Origin of the sequence: Aquincola agrisoli, assembly GCF_036621135.1 — a bacterium.
Lineage (GTDB): Bacteria > Pseudomonadota > Gammaproteobacteria > Burkholderiales > Burkholderiaceae_C > Aquincola > Aquincola agrisoli.
On sequence record NZ_JAZIBG010000058.1, the window covers coordinates 22,407 to 40,412 of the forward strand.

The window sequence follows — 18,006 nt, forward strand, 5'->3', positions numbered from 1 at the left end:
TGCGGGGGCTTACATGCCCGCGTAGTTCGGCCCGCCGCCGCCTTCGGGCGTCACCCAGACGATGTTCTGCGTCGGGTCCTTGATGTCGCAGGTCTTGCAATGCACGCAGTTCTGCGCGTTGATCTGGAGGCGATCGGTGTTGTCATCGTTCTTCACGAATTCGTACACGCCCGCCGGGCAGTAGCGGCTCTCGGGGCCCGCGAACTGCGCGAGGTTGATGTTCACCGGCACGCTGGCGTTCTTCAGCGTCAGGTGCGCGGGCTGGTTCTCGGCGTGGTTGGTGTTACTGATGAACACCGATGAGAGCCGGTCGAACGTGAGCTTGCCGTCGGGCTTGGGGTAGGCGATCGGCGTGCTGCTGGCGGCCGGCTTGAGCGTTTCGTTGTCGCGCTTGGTGCCGTGCAGCGTCCAGGGCGGGTTCTTGATGCCCAGCTTGGGCAGCAGCCATTGCTCGATGCCGGTCATCACGTTGCCGACCAGCTTGCCCTTCTTGAACCAGAGCTTGAAGTTGCGCGTCTGCTGCAGCTCCTCGTGGAGCCAGCTCGCTTCGAAGGCGGCGGGGTAGGCGCCGAGCTCGTCCTGCGCGCGGCCGGCGCCCAGGGCGTCGACCATCGCCTCGGCGCACAGCATGCCGGACTTGATCGCCGCATGGCTGCCCTTGATGCGCGCGGCGTTCAGGTAGCCGGCGTCGCAGCCGATCAGCGCGCCGCCCGGGAACACCGTCTTGGGCAGCGCCTGCGGGGTGCCGTTGTTGATGGCGCGCGCGCCGTAGCCGATGCGCTTGCCGCCCTCGATGTGCGCGCGGATCGCGGGGTGCGTCTTCCAGCGCTGCATCTCCTCGAAGGGGCTCATGAAGGGGTTCTGGTAGTCCAGGCCGACCACGAAGCCCAGCGTCACCAGGTTGCCTTCGAGGTGGTACAGGAAGCCGCCGCCGAAGGTGTCGTCCACCATCGGCCAGCCGGCGGTGTGCACCACCAGGCCGGGCTTCGCCTTGTCGGCCGGGATCTCCCACAGCTCCTTGATGCCGATGGCGTAGGTCTGCGGGTCCTTGCCGGCGTCGAGCTTGAACTGGGCGATGAGCTGCTTGCCCAGGTGGCCGCGGGCGCCTTCGGCGAACACGGTGTACTTGCCCAGCAGCTCCATGCCGAGCTGGAAGTCGGCCGTGGGCTCGCCGTCCTTGCCGATGCCCATGTTGCCGGTGGCCACGCCCTTCACCCGGCCCTCGCCGTCGTACAGCACCTCGGCGGCGGCGAAGCCGGGGAAGATCTCGACGCCCAGGCCCTCGGCCTGCTGCGCCATCCACTTCACCACGTTCGACAGCGACACCACGTAGCAGCCGTCGTTGTGGAAGTTGCCGGGCACCAGCCAGTCGGGCGTGCGGGTGCTGCCGGTCTCCGACAGGAAGAGGATGTCGTCGCCGGTGACGGGCTGGTTGAGCGGGGCGCCCAGTTCCTTCCAGTTGGGGAACAGCTCGGTGATGGCGCGCGGGTCCATCACCGCGCCCGACAGGATGTGCGCGCCGGGCTCGCTGCCCTTCTCGAGCACGACCACCGAGATCTCCTTGCCCTGCTCGGCCGCGAGCTGCTTCAGGCGGATCGCGGTGGCCAGGCCGCCGGGGCCGGCGCCGACGATCACCACGTCGTATTCCATGGCCTCGCGGGGGCCGAACTGTTCAAGAATCTCCTGCGGGGTCATCCGGCGTTCCTTGTCTCGAGGGTTCGTGGCTTCAGCGGTCAGCCTGCGATTCTAAGTGGCCGGCCCCGGTGGCTCGTGGGAGCCCCCCGGCCCTGCCGCCGGGGCGGCGCCTGCGTGCTATCGTCATTCGGTCCGAATGAAGCAGGCCTCGTTGGAGGAGCCCACCGCATGAGCTACAAGATCGATTTGTCGGGCCGCGTGGCCCTGGTCACCGGTGCGTCGAGCGGGCTCGGCTGCCACTTCGCGCGCGTGCTGGCCGAAGCCGGTGCCGCCGTGGTGCTGAGCGCGCGCCGCCTCGATCGGCTGAAGACGCTGCGGGCGGAGATCGAAGGCGCCGGCGGCGACGCGCACGTGGTCGGCATGGACGTCACCGACCCCACCAGCATCCGCGCCGGCATCGCCCATGCCGAGACGGAAGTGGGCGCGATCGACATCCTGGTCAACAACTCCGGCGTGAGCCACACGGCCAAGCTCACCGACGTCACGCCCGAGAACTACGACCACGTGATGAACACCAACATCCGCGGCGCGTTCTTCGTTGCGCAGGAGGTGGCCAAGCGCATGATCGCGCGCGCCAACGGCGCCGCCCCCGGCACCTACACCGGCGGGCGCATCGTCAACATCGCGTCGATGGCCGGCCTGCGGCCGCTGTCCAAGATCGGCGTGTACGCGATAAGCAAGGCGGCCGTGGTGCACATGACCAAGGCGATGGCGCTGGAGTGGGGCCGCTACGGCATCAATGTCAACGCGCTGTGCCCCGGCTACATCGACACCGAGATCAACCACCACCACTGGTCCACCGAGGCCGGCCAGAAGCTGGTGGGCATGATGCCGCGCAAGCGGGTCGGCCAGCCGAAGGACCTCGATGCCGCGCTGATGATGCTGTGCGCCAACGAGAGCCACTTTGTCAACGGCGCGGTCATCGCCGCCGACGACGGCTTCAGCCTGTGAGCCGATGAGCCAACGCGATCTGACCCTGGCCGAGGCGCGGGTGCTGGGCGTGCTGATGGAGAAGCAGGCCACGGTGCCCGACACCTACCCGTTGTCGCTCAACGCGCTGACGGCCGGCTGCAACCAGAAGACCGCGCGCGACCCGGTGATGAACCTCAGCGAGCAGGACGTGCTGGCCGCGCTGGAGGGCCTGCGCGAGCTGCACCTGATCAACGAGGTGAGCGGCAACCGCGTCACACGCTACCAGCACAACGCGCCGCGCGGCCTGGGCGTGCCCGGCGCCGCGGCCGCGCTGCTGGCGGTGCTGGCGCTGCGCGGCCCCCAGACCGCGGCCGAGCTGCGCGCCAACGCCGAGCGGCTGCACCGCTTCGCCGACACCTCGTCGGTCGACGCCTTCCTCGACGAGCTGGCCGGCAAGACGCCGCCGCGGGTGCTCAAGCTGGCGCGCTCGCCGGGCGAGCGCGAGGCCCGTTGGGCGCACCTGCTGTGCGGCGAGGCCGCCGTGCCGGCGGTGACGGCCCGTGCCGCGTCGCCCGCCGCGGCGGCCGGGGGCGTCGATGCCGAGGCCTTCGCCGCCCTGCAGGCCGAGGTCGCCACGCTGCGCGCGCAGGTCCAGCGGCTGGCGTCCGAACTGGGCGTCGACCTGGCGTAGCGCGGCGGCACGCAGCGAACCGCCCGCGGGCCCGGCATGCGCGTCGACGAAGAGATCACCTTCCGCAAGCTCGAGATCCTGCTGGAGTTCATGGAGGCGGGCACGCTGGCCCGTGCGGCCGACCGGCTCGGCATCAGCACCGTCAGCGTGCACCGCGCGCTGCATTCGCTGGAAGCCAGCCTGCGTTGCGCGCTGTTCCGCCAGGAGGGCCGCAACCTGCACCCGACGGAGGCGGCGCACGCGCTGGCCGATGTGGCGCGCGACCTGCTGCAGACCCTGTCGCACGGCATCCGCGCCACGCGCGAGGTGGCCGGCTACGGCGCCGACCGCATCCGCATCGGCTCGCTCTACTCGCTCACCATCGAGGCCGTGCCCAAGCTCGTCGTCGGCATGAAGGTGCGCAAGCCCGAGCTGGAGACCGAGCTGGTGCTCGGCTCCAACCTCGACCTGCTGCGCAAGCTGCGCGACGGCAGCGTCGACGCCGCGCTGATGGCCCTTCCCGAGGGCGCGCCCGACGTGGAATCGGAGCCGCTGTTCCAGGACGCCATCCACTTCGCCGCGCCCGCAGGCTCCCGTTATGCCGGCATGGCCGAGATCGACCTCGGTGCCTGCGTCGACGAGCGCTTCGTCAGCCTCACCGAAGGCTTCGCCACCTACGACGGCTTCGTCGATGCGTTCCGCGTCGCCGGCTTCACGCCCAACGTGGTGATGAAGACCGGCGACATCTTCTCGCTGATGAACCTCGTCAGCGGCGGGCTGGGCTGCACGCTGCTGCCGGGCCGGGTGCGCGACGTGTTCTCGCAGAAGGTGCAGCTCATCCCGCTGCAGCCGAAGTACCTGATGCGCCAGACCATCGGCCTGAACTTCCTGCGCACGCGCGAGCGCGACCCCAACCTGCTGGCCCTGCTGGCCGTCTGCCGCGCCTCGCGCGCCGACCTGGGTTAACCCCCAATCGTTACGGCCGCCGTAAAGGTCGGCCGCCGGCCTTCATTGATCGCCTCCCGGCGGCTGGCTACCGTTCGCTCCAGCAAGACACGGTGCCGCGTGCACCGGACGACAAGCCTGGAGACGCCCACGATGAGTGCCCACTGGATTTCGATCTGCGCCCTGGCCGGCATGTTCGTGCTGGCCACCGCGCTGCCCATCAACATGGGCGTGATCGCCTTCGTCGGCGCGTTCCTGGTCGGCACGCTGGTGGCCGGCATGAACGCCAAGGCGATCCTGGGCGGCTTTCCGGCCGACCTGTTCCTGACGCTGGTGGGCATCACCTACCTCTTCGCGCTGGCGCAGAACAACGGCACGATCGACTGGCTCGTGCGGCTGGCCGTGCGTGCGGTGCGCGGCCGCATCGCGGCCATCCCCTGGATCATGTTCCTGATGGCGGCGCTGCTCACCTCGGTGGGCGCGGTGAGCCCGGCGGCGGTCGCCATCATCGCCCCCATCGCGCTCGGCTTCGCCGCCCGCTACGGCATCAACCCGCTGCTGATGGGCTTGATGGTGGTGCACGGCGCGCAGGGCGGCGGCTTCTCGCCGATCAGCATCTACGGCGGCATCACCAACAAGATCGTCGCCAATGCCGGGCTGCCGCTCAGCGAGATGGCGACGATGATGGCGAGCCTGGGCGTCAACCTCGCCGTGTCGGCGCTGCTGTTCGTCACGATGGGCGGCATGAAGCTGTTCCGCCAGCAGGCCGACGCCGCGGGCCCGCGCGGCGCCGCGGCGCCGGGCGCGGCGCCGTCGGAGGCTGCCGCCGCCGGCTCGCGCGCCTACCAGGCCGCCACCGTCGCCGGCCTGCTGGCGCTGGCGGTGCTCACGCTCTTCTTCAAGCTGGACATCGGCTTCGTCTCCATCACCATCGGGCTGCTGCTGACGCTGATGGCGCCCGACCTGCAGAAGGGCGCGCTGTCGCAGGTCTCGTGGCCCGAGATCATGCTGATCGTCGGCGTCAGCACCTACGTGGGCGTGATGGACAAGATGGGCACGATCGACTTCGTCGGCCACAGCGTCGCCGGCCTCACCTCGCCGCTGATGGCCGCGCTGCTGCTGTGCTTCGTCGGCGCGGTGGTGTCGGCCTTCGCCTCGTCCACCGCCGTGCTGGGCTCGCTCATTCCGCTGGCCGTGCCCTTCCTGCAGGGCGACGGCGGGGTCGGGGCGATCGGCTTCATCGCGGCGATGGCGGTGTCTTCCACCATCGTCGACGTGAGCCCGTTCTCGACCAACGGCGCGCTGGTGCTCGCCAACGCCCGGGGCATCGACCGCAACGTCTTCTTCCGCCAGCTCATGGTGTACGGCGCGGTCGTCACCGTGGTCGCGCCGGTGCTCGTGTGGCTGCTGTTCGTCGTGATCTGACCTTCCTTCCCAACCCTCCTGACCGGCATGAACCCATGAACGCCAACACCTGGACCACCAAGGCCGACAACCGCGCCGCGCGCCTGGCGCGGGCCCACGGCGCACTGGGCGCCCGGCTGGCCGGCAAGCGCGTCGACGCGCAGGCCATCGGCACGCTGCTCGAAGCCGTGATCGAGCCCGGCGACCGCGTGTGCCTCGAGGGCAACAACCAGAAGCAGGCCGACTTCCTCGCCCAGGCGCTGGTCCAGGTCGACCCCGCGCGTGTGCACGGCCTGCACATGGTGCAGTCGGTGCTGGCGCTGCCCGAGCACCTGGACCTCTTCGAGAACGGCGTGGCCGCGCGGCTCGACTTCAGCTTCTCCGGCCCGCAGGGCGCGCGGCTGGCCCAGCTCGTGCAGGCCGGCCGCATCGAGATCGGCGCGATCCACACCTACCTGGAGCTGTTCGCGCGCTACTTCATCGACCTCACGCCGCGCGTGGCGCTGGTGGCCGCGCAGGCCGCCGATGCCGAGGGCAACCTCTACACCGGCCCCAACACCGAGGACACGCCCGCCATCGTCGAGGCCACCGCCTTTTCCGGCGGCATCGTCATCGCGCAGGTCAACGAGCTGGTCGACGGCCGCAGCACCACGCTGCCGCGCATCGACATCCCGGCCGGCTGGGTGAGCTTCGTCGTCCAGGCGCCGCGGCCCAACGTCATCGAGCCCCTCTTCACCCGCGACCCGGCGCAGATCAGCGAGATCCAGGTGCTGATGGCGATGATGGCGATCAAGGGCATCTACGCCGAGTACGGCGTGCAGCGGCTCAACCACGGCATCGGCTTCGACACCGCGGCGATCGAGCTGCTGCTGCCCACGTACGGCGAGTCGCTGGGCCTCAAGGGCAAGATCTGCCGGCACTGGGCGCTCAACCCGCACCCGGCGCTGATCCCGGCGATCGAGGCGGGCTGGGTCGAGTCGGTGCACTCGTTCGGCTCCGAGCTGGGCATGGAGGACTACATCCGGGCCCGCTCCGACGTCTTCTTCACCGGCCCCGACGGCTCGCTGCGCAGCAACCGCGCGATGTGCCAGGCCGCGGGCCACTACGCCTGCGACCTGTTCATCGGCTCGACGCTGCAGATGGACCTCGACGGCAACAGCTCCACCGCGACGCTGGGCCGCATCGCCGGCTTTGGCGGCGCACCCAACATGGGCGCCGATGCGCGCGGCCGCCGGCACAGCAGCCCGGCCTGGCTGAAGGCCGGGCAGCAGGCGCGCAACGGCCGCCGCGGCGCCGCCGGCACGCCGCGCGGCCAGAAGCTGGTGGTGCAGATGGTGGAGACCTTCCGCGAGCACATGCAGCCCGCCTTCGTCGAGCGGCTCGATGCCTGGCAGCTCGCCGAGCAGTCGGGCATGGCGTTGCCGCCGATCATGATCTACGGCGACGACGTGAGCCACGTGCTGACCGAGGAGGGCATCGCCAACCTGCTGCTGTGCCGCGACGATGCCGAGCGCGAGCAGGCGATCCGCGGCGTGGCTGGCTACACCGCGGTGGGCCTCGGCCGCGACCGGCGCGTGGTGGAGAACCTGCGCGACCGCGGCGTGATCCGCCGGCCGCAGGACCTGGGCATCGACCCGCGCGACGCCACGCGCAACCTGCTGGCCGCGCGCAGCATGCGCGACCTCGTCAGGGCCTCCGGCGGGCTGTACCAGCCGCCGCGGCGATTCAGGAACTGGTAGGAGCGAAACAACATGAGCCATTCCGTGTCGAACCATTCGCGGGCCGCGCGCCGGGCCGCTCCCAAGCCGGCCCGCATCCCCCCGGGGGATCGGCCGGCGTATTCGTCGGACGAGGGGCGGTCATGAGCCTTACAGCGGGTCTGGAGACCCTCGACTTCTCATTTCCCGGGCAGCAGGCCGCGGGGTCCTTCGCGCCCGTGCTGGTCGGCGTGGTCGGCTCGGGCAACCTGGAGGTGATGCTCGAAGCCGTGCCCGGCGATGCGTGCAACGTGCGTGTCGAGACCTCGGCACGCGGCTTCGGGCCGATCTGGCAGGCGGTGCTGGGCGATTTCCATGCGCGCCATCCGTACGGCGGCCTGCGCATCTCGATCAACGACATGGGCGCCACGCCCGCCGTGGTGAGCCTGCGGCTCGACCAGGCCGTGGCCGACCTGCAGCAAGGAGCCACCCCATGACCACCAGCTACGCCGAATGCCCGGCGCGCGAGCGCCTCGCGCGGCTGTTCGATCCCGGCAGCTTCCACGAGTGGCTGCCGCCGGCCGAGCGGCTGACCAGCCCGCACCTCGCGCAGCTCGGCGTGCCCTCGTCGTTCGACGACGGCGTGGCCATCGGCCGCGCGCGGCTCGGCGGCCGGCCGGTGTTCGTCGCCGCGCAGGAGGGCGCGTTCATGGGCGGCGGCGTCGGCGAGGTGCACGGCGCCAAGCTCACGGGCCTGCTGCGGCGTGCGCTGCGCGACCGGCCGGACGCCGTGCTGCTGCTGGCCGAATCGGGCGGCGTTCGGCTGCACGAGGCCAATGCCGGGCTCATCGCGGTGTCGGAGGTGATGCGCGCGGTGCTCGACGTGCGGGCCGCCGGCATCCCGGTGATCGTGCTGATCGGCGGCGCCAACGGCTGCTTCGGCGGCATGGGCATCGTCGCGCGCTGCGCGGACCACATCGTGATGAGCGACATGGGCCGGCTGGCGATGTCCGGCCCCGAGGTCATCGAGGCCTCGCACGGCGTCGAGGAGTTCGATGCGCGCGACCGCGCCCTCGTGTGGCGCACCACCGGCGGCAAGCACCGCTGGCTCACCGGCGACTGCGACACGCTGGTCGAAGACGGCGTGCAGGCTTTCCGCGAGGCCGCCCTCGCGGCGTTGGACGGTGGCCGGCCTGTGACGCTGGACACGCTGGAGCAGGAGCACGCGCTGCTCGCCGAGCGACTGCAGGCGCTGCCGCCGCCGCAGGAGGACCGCGACGATGCCGTGGCCGTGTGGGAGCGCCTGGGCGTGCCCGACGCGGCCCGCGTGCCCGACCTGGACGTGGCCGCGCTGCATGCGCTGCGCGCCGCCTGAGGAGCAACGCCATGGAATGGAACACCCTTGCCACCCGCCTCTTCGGAGCCGGCCACGGCATCCGTGCCGACGGCGATTTCCTGCACGGCACCGCCGTGTTCGACGGCCAGACCATCGCCGTCGCCGGCACCACGAACCACGCCCCCATCGGTGTGGCGCTGGCCCTGGCGCAGGCCCGCGTGGTGCTCGACACCGTGCGCCTGCATCCCGGCCGGCCGCTGCTGCTGCTGATCGACACGCAAGGCCAGCAGCTGCGGCGGCGCGACGAGCTGCTGGGCATCAACCGCGCGATGGCGCACCTGGGCACCGCCATCGACCTGGCGCGCCGGCGGGGCCACCGCGTGCTCGGCCTGGTGTACGACCAGGCCTTGTCCGGCGGCTTCATCACCTCGGGGTTGATCGCCGATGCCTGCTACGCGCTGCCCGAGGCCGAGATCCGCGTGATGCGCATCCCCGCGATGGCGCGCGTGACCAAGCTGCCCGAGGCGATGCTGGCCACGCTGTCGCAGGCGAACCCGGTGTTCGCGCCCGGCGTCGGCAACTATGTCGCGATGGGCGGGGTGCGTGCGCTGTGGGAGGGCGACCTGCCTGCCGCGCTGCGGCAGGCACTGGCCGACACGCCCACCGAGGACCGCCGTGCGCAGGACGGCGCCGAGCGCGGCGGACGCCGGCTCGCTGCGGCGGTGGCGCAGCGCGTGCTCGACGCCGCCTGAGGGACGGGGCGATGACGCCGTTGCGACGCCACCAACTGGCCTACCTGTCGGCGGCCGGCTGGGCCGCGCTGCGGACGCTCGACGACACCCTGCAGGCCCAGGACTGCCTGGCGCACTGGCGCACGCAGCGGCTGCCGCTCGTGGTGGCGCGGCAGCCGGGGGCGCTGGACGCGGCCGGGGGGCGCATCACGCTCGGCCTGCCCGCGCCGCTCGCGTGGGGCCGCCGGCGCATCGGCGTGCAGGTGCCGCGCTCTGCGATCTGCTACTTCGACGAGTTCCCGCGTGCCGCCGATGTGGTGCGCCAGCTGCCGCGCACCGCGGCGCCGGCCTGGCGGCGGCTGGCGGCCGCGCTGGACGAAGGCGGGGCCCCGGCCCGCGTGTACGGCAGCCACGGCTGGCAGCGGCTGACGGGCCTGCCCTACCTGCGCCCCGGCTCCGACATCGACCTGTGGGTCGCGGTCCGCGGCGCCCGCCAGGCCGACGAGGCCGCGGCGCAGCTGCAGCGGTCCGCGGCGCAGGGGCTGCGGCTGGACGGCGAACTCGTCTTCGGCGACGGCGGCGCGGTGCAGTGGCGCGAATGGGCGGCCTGGCGTGCCGGCGAGGTCCGTGCCGTGCTGGTCAAGCGGCTGGCGGGTGCCGAGCTGGTCCACGATGCTTGCCGCTTCGAGGCCGAGGCGGAGGCCGCATGGGCCTGAGCCTGCCTCGTCGCACCGGCCTGCGCCGCGCGGTGCAGGCGCCGCGCACGGTGCTGCCCGGTCCGCAGCGCATCGGCCGCGCCGCCACGCTGGCGCTGCACGACGAACTCGCGCTCGCGCCCAAGCCGGGCCTGGTGTCCTTCGTCGACAGCGGCAGCCACGACGACATGGATGCCCACACCTTCATGCGCAGCCTGTTCGCGCTGCGGCACTACTTCGTGCAGATCGCCGCGCTGGGCGGGCAGGGGGCGCCGTTCGAAGCCCTGCAGCGTGCCGGCATCGAGGCCGAGGCGCGCATGGCGGCCGCCACCGGCGGCATCAACACGCACCGCGGCGCGATCTTCACGCTCGGCCTGCTGTGCGCTGCGGCCGGCGCGGCGGCACGCGCCGGCGATGCGTTGCAGCCGTCCACGCTGCGGGCCACGCTGCGGCAGCACTGGGGCGATGCGCTGCAGGCCCGCTGCCGGCGCACGCCGACGCTGCCCGGCGGCCTGGCCGCGCGCCGCCATGGGCTGCGCAGCGCCTCCCAGGAGGCGGCGCTCGGCTTCCCCGTGCTTTTCGAGACCGCCGTGCCGGCGCTGGCCGGCGGCCTGCGGCGCGGCCTGGGCGTACAACAGGCGCGTGTCGATGCGCTGTTTTCGGTGATGGCGGTGCTGGACGACTGCAACCTCGCGCACCGCGGCGGCATGGCCGGCCTGCGCCATGCGCAGCAGGCGGCGCGCGGCTTCCTGGCGCAGGGTGGGGCGGGGCGGCCGGGCGGGCTGGAGGCGGCGCAGGCGATCCACCGCGACTTCGTCGCGCGGCGCCTGTCGCCCGGCGGCGCCGCCGACATGCTGGCCGCTGCCTGCTGGGTGCTGCGCGTCGGCGCGGCAGGGCTGCGGTGAGCTACGCGCTGCTGTTCGCAGGGCAGGGACTGCAGCATCCCGGCATGCTGCCGTGGCTGGTGGAGGACGACGCCGTACGCCGTGTGCAGGCCGTGGTCGGTGCCGACTGGCGCACGCGCCTGGCCGATCGCGCCTGGGCGGGCCGCAACGCCCACGCGCAGCCGCTGCTCACCGGCCTGTCATTGGCCGCCTGGGCGCAGCTCGCGCCGCTGCTGCCCGCCGCCCCCGCCGCGATGGCGGGCTACAGCGTCGGCGAGCTGGCCGCCTTCGCGGCGGCCGGGGCTTTCGATGCCGCGACCGCGCTCGCGTTGTCGATCGAGCGTGCCGCGTGGATGGACCGGTGCGCCGCGTCGCAGTCCACGGGCCTGCTGGGCGTCAGCGGCTGGAGCGGCCCGGCCTTCGAGGCGTGGCTCCAGCGCTTCGGCCTGGTGGTGGCGATCCGCAACGGTGTCGACAGCGTGGTGGCCGGCGGACTGCAGTCCGTGCTGCCCGCCGCGGCCGAAGCGGCGCAGCAGCAGGGGGCGCACTGCACGCTGCTCAACGTGCAGGTGGCCTCGCACACACCGTGGATGGCCGAGGCTGCGCGCGGCTTTGCCAGGCTGATCGCGCCGATGGCCTTCAGCCCCGTGCGGGGCTGGCTGTTCAGCAACGCGGCGGGGCGGGTCGCCTCCGTGCCGCAGCTCAAGCAGGCGCTGGCCACGCAGATCGACCACACGGTGCGCTGGGACGAGTGCATGGATGCGATCGCCGGCCGCCAGGTGGCGTGCGTGCTCGAAGTCGGTCCGGGCCAAGCCCTGGCCCGGTTGTGGAGCCAGCGCCATCCCGGCATTCCGGCCCGCTCGGCCGATGACTTCCGCAGCGCACGCGCCGTCGCGGACTGGATCGCGCGGCACGGCGGTTGAACGCCGCCGGGCCGCCGGTCACGCCGGTTGAAGCTCGACCGCCTCGCTGGCAGGGGCCTGCGACGCCACGCGCCACAGCATGTTCGCAATGGCGGCAGGCATCATCGTCAGCCGCCGCGCGAAGGCGGCCTCGCCGGCCACGGCGCGCAACCGGCTTCCGGCGATGTAGAGGCGCTGGAGTTCCGCGGGCGAGGGCGACTGGATGCAGCCGTCCAGATGCACGAGCTTGCGGCCGATGGGTGCCAGCGCACTGTTGAACTCGGAGAAGGCGGCCAGCCGGGCGCACCGCGACATACCGTCGTCGGCCGCCACGTCGGGTACCGCACGGACGGGGGAGATGAGCTGGAGCGGACGGGTCGACATGGCTTTGAGCATAGCCACCGACCCAGCCCCGTGTTGTAGGACGAGGCCGCTGTTTGACTCGCTGCACCGAGACCTGCTGTTACACGTGGAATGCCGTTCTTTTCCCCGTTTTTGTAACCCGACAGGGGTCCGTTCGAGGTCCGAAGAAAGATGTTTTCGCAAGGGACTCTTGCTCGTCAAGTTCCCTAGACAAGCGTCGATACCGCAGCAGCCGCCAGAGCCCTGACGGAGCATGCCGGCATTGAGGCCGGTGCGAAAGGTAGCCTTGATACATCTCTCTGCGGCCCTTGCAGTGCGCCGCCTGATAGCGCTTCCCCTTCCTTCGACGCCTCCCTTCGCTGTGAAGCGCGCCTTGGCAGCCGCGCTGGGGCTTCTCACAGCGGCTGCCGGTGCTTCGGCACAGGACGCAGCCCGCGATGCCAGCCGCGGGCCGCTGCAGGATCAAAGGGCCGATGCCACCTTCCGGCAGCTTGCCGACCAGGAGCCGGCGCGCGCGGGCGACGTGGACTTCGACCTGGCCCTGGGCGTCGCGGCGCTCGATGCAGGGCAGGTCAGCCGCGCGATCTTCGCGCTCGAACGGGTCGTGGCAGCGGCACCGGACAACGGACCCGCCCGGGCCGAGCTGGCACGGGCCTACCTGGCAGCGGGCGAGGTGGACCGGGGCCGTGCGGAGCTGTTGAGGGTGCGCCGTGGCGAGCTGCCGCCGGAGGCCGCGAGGGCCATCGACCGGGTGCTCGGGGCGCTGGACCAGGCGGCGGACTCGGCACGCCGCACACGCATCAACGGCTACCTCGAGTTGGCCGCCGGCGACGACAGCAACGTCAACAGCGCGACGAACGTCGGGCAGTTCGCCCTGCCGGCCTTCGGCGGGCTGCTCTTCACCATGGCGCGCGAGACGCGTCGCCAGCACGACGCCTTCGCCACCGCGGCTGGCGGCCTTTCCGTGCAGCGGCCCCTGACCTCGACCTGGGACCTGGTCGCCGGCGCGAACCTGCGGACGACCGCGCCGCACCGCGTGCACGACATGAACACCACGGTGGCCGACGCGATGGTGGGCGCTGCCCGCAACGGCGCGACGAGCGTGCAGACGATCGCGCTGCAGGCCTCCGGCGCATGGGTGTCGTCCAGCCTGTACCGCACCGCGAACGGCGTGATGGCGCAGTGGCAGCAGCAGCTGGGGCCGGCCTCGCAGGCGAGCGGCTTCGCGCAGTTCTCGCGGCAGGAGTACGCCGGCCAGCACGAGCGCAACACCGATCGCACGGTGCTCGGCGCGGCCTTCGCCCGGGCCTTCCAGGACGGCGCCCGGCTGGCCTACGGCAGCGTGTACCACGTTGCCGAACATGCGCGTGCGGACGGCTTCGACGACGTCGGCCACCGGGGCTTCGGTGCGCGGCTGGGCGCCGAGCAGCTGGCCGGCTCGACCGTCCTCTTCGCCGAATGGCAGTTCGAGCGGCGCCGCTATGGCGGCAGGGAGCCGCTGTTCGACGTCAGCCGCAGCGACCACCAGAGCGACCTGCTCGCAGGCCTGCGCTGGACGTTCGCGCCGCACTGGCAGCTGGTGCCTCAGGTCCGGCGCACTGTCGCGCGCTCGAACGTCGTGCTCTACGACTACCACAAGACGGTGGTGCAGATCGCCCTGCGCCGGGAGTTCCCATGATGTCTCGATCCATCCTGCGCCGCCGCGGCGCCCCCATGCCCCTGTCGGCCGTCGCGTTGGCGGCCGGCCTGCTGCTCCCCGGCGCGCTGCGGGCCGAGCCCGCTGCCACGGTGCTGTTCGCTTCCGGTGAGGCACGCATCAGGTCGTCTCAGGGCGAGCTTCGCCAGCCCGCCAAGGGAGGGCTCGTGGATTCCGGCGACACCATCGAGACCGGTCGCGGCCGTGTGCAGCTGCGCATGATCGACGGCGCCATGATGTCCCTGAACGAGGAGACCGTGCTGCGGCTGGACGACTACCGCGCCGCCGGCACGGCGGGCGACGATGAACGCGGCTTCATGAGTCTCGTCAAGGGCGGGCTGAGGACGATCAGCGGCAGCATCGGCAAGGCGCGGCCCGAGCGCTACAAGCTCGATACCCCGGCGGGCACCATCGGCATCCGCGGCACCGAGTACTCGGCCGCCGTCGACCAGGGGCTGCACGTCAGCGTCTTCGGCGGCAGGGTGGCCGTGTGCAACGACGGCGGCTGCATCGACGTGCCGAAGGGCTTCGGTGCGTTCACGCCCGGCCGCGACATCCGGCCCGCTGTCAGCGCCAGGCTCGCGGTCGTGGTACCGCCGGCCTCGTCGTCGCAGGAGCAGGCATCGTCCTCCGGCGAGGCCGAGGCGGGCGGTCCGCCCACGGCCGCAGCAGCAGCGGCGGCGGCACCGGCCGCGCCGTCGACGGTCCCGGCCACCGCCGTGGCGCCGATCGAGGGCGAGCGCATCGCCCGTTATGTCGCCACGCTGCTGAGCCAGGGGCCGGAGGCCGTGCCGGCGCCTGACTCGCCGGCCGGCGACGACGTGCTGCCGGGCCTCGGCGGCGGTGCAGGCCAGCCTGTCAAGCCGCCCGGCAGCGGTGCGCCGGTGACGATCACGCCTGCACCACTGCCCGCGCCTGCGCCTGCGCCCCCCGCGGACCCGCCGTCGCCCAGCCCCGCGCCGGATGCTTCGCCGGCGCCATCACCCGCACCCGCTCCTGCACCCATCCCGGCGCCGGCGCCGTCTCCAACACCGGGGCCTTCGCCGTCCCCGGCGCCGGCGCCCCAGCCGTCCCCGCCGCCCGGGCCCCTCCCTCCACCGCCGCCGAAGCCATCACCTGCACCGGCCCCCACGCGCGCGCCGCTGCCCAACGGCGTGGGCGCCGTGGCGCTCGTGTGGACGACCGACAAGGGCGAGCTCGGCTCCGGCCTCACGTCGGGCGACCGCCGGTTCGGACCCGACACCGGCCTGACCGAGCTGGACGAAGCGGCCAAGCACAAGAAGATCATCGAGAAGGGCGTCGTGGCGGACCCGGGTGCGGACGGCATCGTCGCCTGGGGCCGGTGGATCGACGGGCAGTCCAAGGTCAACGACGCGGGCGGCAAGGGCAAGGGCAACCTGTCGTCGCTGCACTACGTCGCCTTCGTCGGGCAACCGAGCCTGCCGGCGATCGGTTCGTTCACGTCGTTCGCCTCGACCGCCCCGACCGTCGCTTCCGGCGGCCGGGTCGTCGCGACCGGCGTGGCCAACGCCGCGGGCGGCCGGGTGAACATCGCGCTGGCGGCTCCGCTCGGCGGCACGGCCACCTACAGCCTCACGGTCCCCGTCGCGGGGCAGACCTTCTCCTTGACCGGCACCGCGCTCCAGACCTCGACCTTCGGCTTCTCCGGCATCTCCCTGATCACCAGCAGCGGCTCCGGCTGCGCCAGCGGGTGCACCGGCACGCTCGGCAACGGCGTCTCGGTCCGAGGCATCGTCGGCGGGGCGGGCAACAGCCGCCTCGGTGTGACCTACGGCTTCGACAGCCGGCTCGGGGACGTCACGGGCGCCATCGTCTTCAAGCCCTGACGCCGATGAAGCCGTCCGAAGCGTTCCTTGCCGGGGCCGGCGCTGCAAGCGCCGGCCGCCATCCCGTGCCCGGCGCCTTGCAGGGCCGGGTGCTGCTGTTGAGCGACGGGCCGGTCGCCACGTCCGAACGGTTGATCCAGGGCCTGCGGCGGCACTGCTTCGTCGTCAGGCAGGGCCGCTTCGACGAGGCGCTCGCCTCGATCGAGGACGGGGCGTACGACGTCGCGCTGGTCCATGCCGAACATGCCGCTGCGGATGCCATGGCGTTCCTGCAGCAGTTGCAGCACCGCCGCCTGCCCGCCGGGCTGCCGTTGGTGCTGGTCGGGACGCAGGCGGTCACCGGCCGGTGCGCATCAATGCAGCTCGCCGGGGTCGACGAGTCGGTGGCGCTGCCCGCCGACGTGGCGGACCTGGCCGCCAAGCTCGGCCGGCTGGCCGCGCTGCACCGGTTGCGCCGGCTTCCCACGAGCTGGACCCCGCCAGGCGAAAGCCTGCTCGACGCCTTGATCGACACCGGGCTGAAGCTCGCGATGGAGCGCGACCGGGGCAAGCTGCTGCGCCACCTGCTGACGGAGGGCCAGAAGCTCCTGCACTGCGACGGCGCGACCATGTACATGGTCACCGAGGAGCGCACGCTGCGCTTCGAGATGCGCACCCGCGACGACGCGTTGCCGAGCCTGCAGATTCCGCTGCACGACCCGCTCACCGGCCAGCCGAACGAGAACTACGTGTCGGTCTACACGGCGATCCACAACCGCTCGGTGGTGATCGACGACGTCTATGCCGAGACCCGCTTCGACCTGAGCGGGACCCGGGCTTTCGACTGCCAGAGCGACTACCGCACCGTCTCCATGCTCACCGTGCCGATCTCGCCGCGGGGAGGCGAGGCGGTGGGGGTCCTGCAGTTCTTCAACGCGCTCGATCGCCAGTCCGGTGCGATCGTGCCGTTCGACGCAGGCATCGTGCACCTCGTGGAAGCGCTGGCCGCGCAGGCGGCGGTGGCGCTCGACAACCTCCAGCTCGTGGAGTCGCAGAGGCTGCTGATGGAGAGCCTCATCCGCCTGCTGGCGAACGCCATCGACGCGAAGAGCCCCTACACCGGCCGCCACTGCGAGCGTGTCCCGGAGCTCGGCATGATGCTGGCGCAGGCGGCCTGCGACGCGACCGAAGGGCCGCTGGGCGACTTCCGCTTCCGCAGCGAGGAGGAGTGGCAGGAGTTCCGTATCGGCGCCTGGCTGCATGACTGCGGCAAGGTGACGACGCCCGAGTACGTCATCGACAAGGCCACCAAGCTCGAGACCCTCTACAACCGCATCCACGAGGTGCGCATGCGCTTCGAAGTGCTGTGGCGCGACCTGGAGATCGAGCGGCTGCAGGCGTGCGCAGTGCGGCCGCTCGAGGCCTGCGAAGAAGCAACGTTCGAAGCGCGCCGCCGAGCGCTGCAGGATGATTTCGCCTTCATCGCCGCATGCAACATCGGCGGCGAAGCGATGCAGCCCGCCGATCTCGACCGGCTGCACCGGCTGGCCGGCATCAAGTGGACACGCCACTTCGACGACCGGCTGGGCCTGTCGGCCGCCGAACTCGACCGCCGCCGCGGCGTCCCGCAGGCCCCGCTGCCGGCGGTCGAGCGCCTGCTCGCCGACCGGCCGCACGACATCGTGCCGCGGCCCGCCGACCAGCAGCTCGATCCCGCCTTCGGCTTCCGCATGGACGTGCCCGAGCACCTTTATCACCACGGCGAGCTGCACAACCTCGGCGTGCACCGCGGCACGCTCACGCCGGAGGAGCGCTACAAGATCAACGAGCACATGGTGCACACGATCATGATGCTGGAACGCATGCCGTTTCCGAAGGAGCTTCGGCGCGTGCCCGAATACGCCGGCACGCACCATGAGCGCATGGACGGCAAGGGCTATCCGCGGGGGCTCGCCGCAGCGCAGCTGTCGGTGCCGTCGAGGATCATGGCCGTGGCCGATGTGTTCGAGGCGCTCACCGCATCCGACCGCCCCTACAAGAAGGCCAAGACGCTCTCCGAGGCGCTGAACGTGCTGCGCAGCATGGCCGGCGACCACATCGACCCCCACGTGTTCAACCTCTTCCTCACCTCGGGCGTGTTCCTCCGGTTCGCCCGCAAGCACCTGAAGCCCGCGCAGATCGACGTTGCCGACGGCACGCCGTTCCTGGTTCCCGTCTCCCACCGGGCCGAAGACCATGCGATCGCCTGAG

Annotated in this window: 16 protein-coding genes; 14 read left to right on the plus strand and 2 right to left on the minus strand. The window is 71.9% G+C overall.

Going from position 1 to position 18,006, the window contains the following annotated elements:
• Nucleotides 1-9 precede the first annotated feature (9 nt).
• Complete coding sequence (locus tag V4F39_RS26530) at nt 10-1,695, minus strand: electron transfer flavoprotein-ubiquinone oxidoreductase (protein ID WP_332293254.1); 1,686 nt, start codon at nt 1,693-1,695, stop codon at nt 10-12.
• Between the two features lie 168 nt (nt 1,696-1,863).
• Between V4F39_RS26530 and V4F39_RS26535 the strand changes: the two genes are divergently transcribed.
• The 11 genes from V4F39_RS26535 to V4F39_RS26585 all read left to right on the plus strand — a co-directional run bounded on the left by V4F39_RS26535 (nt 1,864) and on the right by V4F39_RS26585 (nt 11,892).
• A complete protein-coding gene (locus V4F39_RS26535) occupies nt 1,864-2,646 on the plus strand; it encodes an SDR family oxidoreductase (protein WP_332293255.1) in 783 nt (260 codons plus the stop codon).
• Nucleotides 2,647-2,650: 4 nt separating this feature from the next.
• Complete coding sequence (locus tag V4F39_RS26540) at nt 2,651-3,298, plus strand: YceH family protein (RefSeq protein WP_332293256.1); 648 nt, start codon at nt 2,651-2,653, stop codon at nt 3,296-3,298.
• 36 nt (nt 3,299-3,334) lie between these two features.
• Nucleotides 3,335-4,243, plus strand: a complete 909-nt coding sequence (locus V4F39_RS26545; protein WP_332293257.1) for a LysR family transcriptional regulator — start codon at nt 3,335-3,337, stop codon at nt 4,241-4,243.
• Between the two features lie 132 nt (nt 4,244-4,375).
• Nucleotides 4,376-5,647 (plus strand): SLC13 family permease, encoded by a 1,272-nt coding sequence (locus V4F39_RS26550; RefSeq protein WP_332293258.1) that lies wholly within the window; start codon nt 4,376-4,378, stop codon nt 5,645-5,647.
• A 35-nt stretch (nt 5,648-5,682) separates the two neighbouring features.
• Nucleotides 5,683-7,365, plus strand: coding sequence for a malonate decarboxylase subunit alpha (gene mdcA, locus V4F39_RS26555; RefSeq protein ID WP_332293259.1), 1,683 nt, complete (start codon nt 5,683-5,685; stop codon nt 7,363-7,365).
• A 122-nt stretch (nt 7,366-7,487) separates the two neighbouring features.
• Complete coding sequence (gene mdcC, locus V4F39_RS26560; RefSeq protein ID WP_332293260.1) at nt 7,488-7,820, plus strand: malonate decarboxylase acyl carrier protein; 333 nt, start codon at nt 7,488-7,490, stop codon at nt 7,818-7,820.
• Complete coding sequence (locus V4F39_RS26565) at nt 7,817-8,698, plus strand: biotin-independent malonate decarboxylase subunit beta (protein ID WP_332293261.1); 882 nt, start codon at nt 7,817-7,819, stop codon at nt 8,696-8,698. The genes mdcC and V4F39_RS26565 overlap by 4 nt, the downstream gene beginning before the upstream one ends.
• 11 nt (nt 8,699-8,709) lie before the next feature.
• Entirely contained in the window at nt 8,710-9,411 is a 702-nt protein-coding gene (locus V4F39_RS26570; RefSeq protein WP_332293262.1) for a biotin-independent malonate decarboxylase subunit gamma, read from the plus strand.
• Nucleotides 9,412-9,422: 11 nt separating this feature from the next.
• Nucleotides 9,423-10,106 (plus strand): malonate decarboxylase holo-[acyl-carrier-protein] synthase, encoded by a 684-nt coding sequence (gene mdcG, locus V4F39_RS26575; RefSeq protein WP_332293263.1) that lies wholly within the window; start codon nt 9,423-9,425, stop codon nt 10,104-10,106.
• The gene (mdcB, locus tag V4F39_RS26580) at nt 10,097-10,990 is read left to right on the plus strand and encodes a triphosphoribosyl-dephospho-CoA synthase MdcB (RefSeq protein ID WP_332293264.1); all 894 of its coding nucleotides are present in this window, start codon (nt 10,097-10,099) and stop codon (nt 10,988-10,990) included. The genes mdcG and mdcB overlap by 10 nt, the downstream gene beginning before the upstream one ends.
• A complete protein-coding gene (locus V4F39_RS26585) occupies nt 10,987-11,892 on the plus strand; it encodes an acyltransferase domain-containing protein (protein WP_332293265.1) in 906 nt (301 codons plus the stop codon). The genes mdcB and V4F39_RS26585 overlap by 4 nt, the downstream gene beginning before the upstream one ends.
• Before the next feature lie 18 nt (nt 11,893-11,910).
• Here V4F39_RS26585 and V4F39_RS26590 read toward each other — a convergent pair whose 3' ends face one another.
• Nucleotides 11,911-12,255: a hypothetical protein gene (locus V4F39_RS26590; protein WP_332293266.1), complete on the minus strand. Its 345-nt coding sequence runs from the start codon at nt 12,253-12,255 to the stop codon at nt 11,911-11,913.
• A 340-nt stretch (nt 12,256-12,595) separates the two neighbouring features.
• On the opposite strand from V4F39_RS26590, the gene V4F39_RS26595 reads away from it, so the two are divergent.
• The 3 genes from V4F39_RS26595 to V4F39_RS26605 are packed head-to-tail and all read left to right on the plus strand — an operon-like array spanning nt 12,596 to nt 18,005.
• Entirely contained in the window at nt 12,596-13,912 is a 1,317-nt protein-coding gene (locus V4F39_RS26595; protein WP_332293267.1) for a surface lipoprotein assembly modifier, read from the plus strand.
• Nucleotides 13,909-15,777 (plus strand): FecR family protein, encoded by a 1,869-nt coding sequence (locus V4F39_RS26600; protein ID WP_332293268.1) that lies wholly within the window; start codon nt 13,909-13,911, stop codon nt 15,775-15,777. The genes V4F39_RS26595 and V4F39_RS26600 overlap by 4 nt, the downstream gene beginning before the upstream one ends.
• Before the next feature lie 5 nt (nt 15,778-15,782).
• Nucleotides 15,783-18,005 carry an HD domain-containing phosphohydrolase gene (locus tag V4F39_RS26605; protein ID WP_332293269.1) on the plus strand — a complete coding sequence of 741 codons (2,223 nt, stop codon included), beginning with the start codon at nt 15,783-15,785 and terminating at the stop codon, nt 18,003-18,005.
• Nucleotide 18,006: the final 1 nt, after the last annotated feature.